This window comes from Burkholderia sp. Se-20373, from assembly GCF_017104705.1.
Lineage (GTDB): Bacteria > Pseudomonadota > Gammaproteobacteria > Burkholderiales > Burkholderiaceae > Burkholderia.
The window spans coordinates 1-3,554 of record NZ_JAAGPH010000284.1 but is presented as its reverse complement, the minus strand read 5'-3'; the positions used below and the strand labels follow the sequence as shown (position 1 = coordinate 3,554).

The 3,554-nt window shown below is 69.3% G+C and carries 4 protein-coding genes; all 4 read right to left on the bottom strand.

The window, feature by feature from the left end; translation table 11 throughout:
- Positions 1-27: 27 nt before the first annotated feature.
- Positions 28-699, bottom strand: coding sequence for a MarC family protein (locus tag G3N96_RS37940; protein WP_069251769.1), 672 nt, complete (start codon positions 697-699; stop codon positions 28-30).
- Between the two features lie 132 nt (positions 700-831).
- A complete protein-coding gene (locus G3N96_RS37935; protein ID WP_124577231.1) occupies positions 832-1,632 on the bottom strand; it encodes an enoyl-CoA hydratase-related protein in 801 nt (266 codons plus the stop codon).
- A gap of 38 nt (positions 1,633-1,670) precedes the next feature.
- Positions 1,671-2,993, bottom strand: coding sequence for a phenylacetate--CoA ligase PaaK (gene paaK, locus G3N96_RS37930; protein WP_039351073.1), 1,323 nt, complete (start codon positions 2,991-2,993; stop codon positions 1,671-1,673).
- Between the two features lie 59 nt (positions 2,994-3,052).
- Positions 3,053-3,554 (bottom strand): 3-hydroxyacyl-CoA dehydrogenase family protein (locus tag G3N96_RS37925; RefSeq protein WP_241023025.1); only part of this gene is annotated, 502 nt, incomplete at its 5' end.

The following is a 3,554-nucleotide window of genomic DNA, read 5'->3' as shown; positions in this document are numbered from 1 at the left end:
CGGGGCGTGCGCGGCGGCGCCGGCCGCTTACTTGACCTGGTCGGCGATCGGCTGCAGGAACGCGGAAAAGCCGGTCAGCATGATCTGCACGCCGATGCACAGCAGCAGGAATGCCGACACGCGCTTCGCGACCTTGGTGCCTTCGCTGCCGAGGTAGCGCGACAGCAGCGCGGAGCGACTGTAGACCTGCCAGATCACGATCGCCACCAGCACCGAGACGGCAATCGACACGATGCTCGACAGCGCGAACTCCGACAGCTTGTGCGTGCGGTTCGCGTTCAGCGCGATCGCGGTCGCGATCGAGCCGGGGCCGACCGTCAGCGGCATGGTCAGCGGGAAGAATGCGCGCGTCATGATCGCGTTCGCGTCGATCGGCTTGACCGGCGTGTCGCCGCCGCCCGGCCCGTCGGGTTCGTTCAGCATCTGCCAGCCGGCCACCGCAACCGCGAAGCCGCCGCCGATCCGCAGCGCTTCCATCGAGATCCCGAAGAAATGCAGCACCGGCGTGCCGGCGAAGAACGCGACCATCAGCACGACGAACGCGTTGAACGCGACCTTCCTCGCGAGCAGATCGCGTTCTTGCTCGGTGAGGGCCTCGGTCCGTTCGAGAAACAGGAACGCGATGCCGATCGGGTTGATGATGCCGATCAGGCCGGTGAAGCCGAACAGGATCTCGGAGATAAGGCGGTTGACGATCATCGGATGAAGAATCGGTCGGGGCTGGGCCGGCAGCGCGCCGGAGGTCACGCATTGTAGAGCAAGCGCCCGCGCCGCAAAATTCGGCCGGGCCCGCTGCCCCGCCGAGCGCCGCCGTTACGCCATGATGTTCCGTTACTCGGCGCCCGCCTCCCAGGCCGGCGGCCGCTTCGCGAAGAACGCGGCGAAGCCTTCCTTCGCCTCCGGCGTCGCCCGCACGCGGGAGATCGTCTGCGCGGTGAACGCCGCGCGCGCGTCCGACGGCGGATACTCGCCGATCGCGTCGAAGAAGCGCTTGATCTCCATCAGCGCGTTCGGGCCGTTGCGGCCGAGTTCGGCGAGCGTCCTGTCGAGTGCTTCGTCGAGCGCATCGAGCGGCACGGCCTGGTGGATCAGGCCGATCGCGACCGCTTCGCCCGCGGCGAGCTGGGTCGCCGTCAGTGCGAGCCGGCGTGCCTGGCGCTGGCCGACCGCCTCGACCAGATACGGGCCGATCACGGCCGGCAGGATCCCGAAGCGTGCCTCGCTGACCGAGAAGCGCGCGTGATCGCTCGCGATCACGATGTCGCACGCCGCGCACAGGCCGACGCCGCCACCGAACGCATGGCCCTGCACGCGCGCCACCGTCGGCTTCGGGCATTGCCGGATCGCGCGCATCATCGCGGCGAACCGCTCCGCGTCGCGCAGGTTCGCGGCCGCGTCGTTCGCGCTCGCGCGCTGCATCCACTGCAGGTCGGCGCCCGCGCAGAACGCGCGGCCATCCGAACGCAGCACGATCGCGCGCACGTCGTCACGCCGGCCAAGCGCGGTGAACGCGTCGGTCAGTTCCGCGATCATCGTCTCGTCGAATGCGTTGAGCACGTCGCCGCGCTGCAGCGCGACGGTTGCGATGCCGCGCGCATCGACCGTGACGGCCAGGGTCTTCAATCCATCCATCGAACAGGTTTCCTCGGGTTGAACGGCAAACAGGGGAATCAGGCGGCCTGGCGGCGGTCGATCACGCGCCGGGCCTTGCCGGTCGCGGTGGCGGGAATGCCGCCCGCCGCCAGCACCGTCACGCCGGACGACACGCCGACCATCGTCTTGATCCGGTGCTGCAGCTCACGCGCGAGCGCCGCGCGATCGCTTTCGCTGACGGACGCGGCCGCTTCGGAGCGCAGTTCGACCGCGAGGTCGAGCCGGTCCATGTGCCCGTCGCGCGACAGCGTGATCTGGAACTGGCCCGACAACTGCGGCAGCGCGACGACGATCTCCTCGATCTGGCTCGGGAACACGTTCACGCCGCGCACGATCAGCATGTCGTCGGAGCGGCCCGTGATCTTCGCGAGGCGGCGCATCGCGCGCGCGGTCGGCGGCAGCAGCGCGGTGAGGTCGCGCGTGCGGTAGCGGATCACGGGCATCGCCTCCTTCGTCAGCGACGTGAACACCAGCTCGCCCTGGCTGCCGTCGGGCAGCACTTCGCCCGTGACCGGGTCGATGATCTCCGGATAGAAATGGTCTTCCCAGATCACCGGGCCGTCCTTCGTCTCGACGCATTCGCACGCGACGCCCGGGCCCATCACTTCCGACAGCCCGTAGATGTCGAGCGCGTCGATGCCCACGCGCGTCTCGACCTCTTCACGCAACGCCTGCGTCCACGGCTCGGCGCCGAAGATGCCGATCTTCAGCGACGATTCGGCCGGGTCCATCCCCTGTCGCACCATCTCGTCGATCAGGTTCAGCATGTACGACGGCGTGACGAGGATGATCTTCGGCTCGAAATCGCGGATCAGCTGCACCTGCTTCTCGGTCTGGCCGCCCGACATCGGCACGACCATGCAGCCGAGCCGTTCCGCGCCGTAGTGAATCCCGAGGCCGCCGGTGAAGAGCCCGTAGCCGAATGCGTTGTGCAGCGTGTCGCCCGGGCGGCCGCCGGCCGCTCGGATCGAACGCGCGGTCACGTTCGCCCAGGTATCGATGTCGCGCGCGGTGTAGCCGACCACCGTCGGCTTGCCGGTCGTGCCGCTCGACGCGTGCACGCGCACGACCTGCTCGCGCGGCACCGCGAACAGCCCGAACGGATAGTTGTCGCGCAAGTCGCTCTTGGTCGAGAACGGGAATTTCGCAAGATCGGCGAGTGACTTCAGGTCGTCCGGATGCACGCCCGCCGCATCGAACGTGCGCCGATAGTGCGGGACGTTGTCGTACGCGTGGCGCAGCGACCACTTGAGGCGCTCGAGCTGCAGCGCCTGCAGTTCGTCGCGGCTGGCGGTCTCGATCGGCTCGAGGGCGGCGGCGGGATGCGTCGGGTGAGTCATCGGGGTGCTCCTCCAATGGAGTGATGTCGTTATCGTGTTCGAAGTGACGGGGGCGACGGCTACGACCGGAACGTGCGGCCGGCCGCATGCAGCGCGGCGATGCGCGGCGACACGCGATAGCGGTCCTCGCCGTAGCTCGCCGCCAGGTTCGACAGCACGCGATGCACGCGGCCGATGCCGATCGCATCGGCCCACGCGAGCGGGCCGCACGGATAGTTCACGCCCTTCTCCATCGCGAGATCGAGATCGGCGGGCGAGCACACGCCCTGATTCACCGTGTCGGCCGCCTCGTTCGCGAGCATCGCGACGGTGCGCATCGCGACCATGCCCGGCACGTCCGCGACGCCGACGACGCGAAAACCCGCCCGCTGGAACAGGCCGACCGCGTCCGCATAGGCCGCCTCGCTGCACTGGAGCGCGCGCGTCAGCGCGACGAGCCCGGCCTGCGCGTAATCGCGCGCCAGGTCGACCAGCACGAGATCGGCCGCGCCCGTCTGCGCGGCGCGCGCGGTCGCGGTACGGCCGTCGGTCAGCGCGATCGATGCGCGGCCGGCCGTCGCG

What these genes read in the sequence shown, in the direction of transcription:
- paaK (WP_039351073.1), bottom strand. Translation starts at nt 2,993, where the DNA reads ATGACTCACCCGACGCATCCCGCCGCCGCCCTCGAGCCGATCGAGACC.
- G3N96_RS37940 (WP_069251769.1), bottom strand. Translation starts at nt 699, where the DNA reads ATGATCGTCAACCGCCTTATCTCCGAGATCCTGTTCGGCTTCACCGGC.
- G3N96_RS37935 (WP_124577231.1), bottom strand. Translation starts at nt 1,632, where the DNA reads ATGGATGGATTGAAGACCCTGGCCGTCACGGTCGATGCGCGCGGCATC.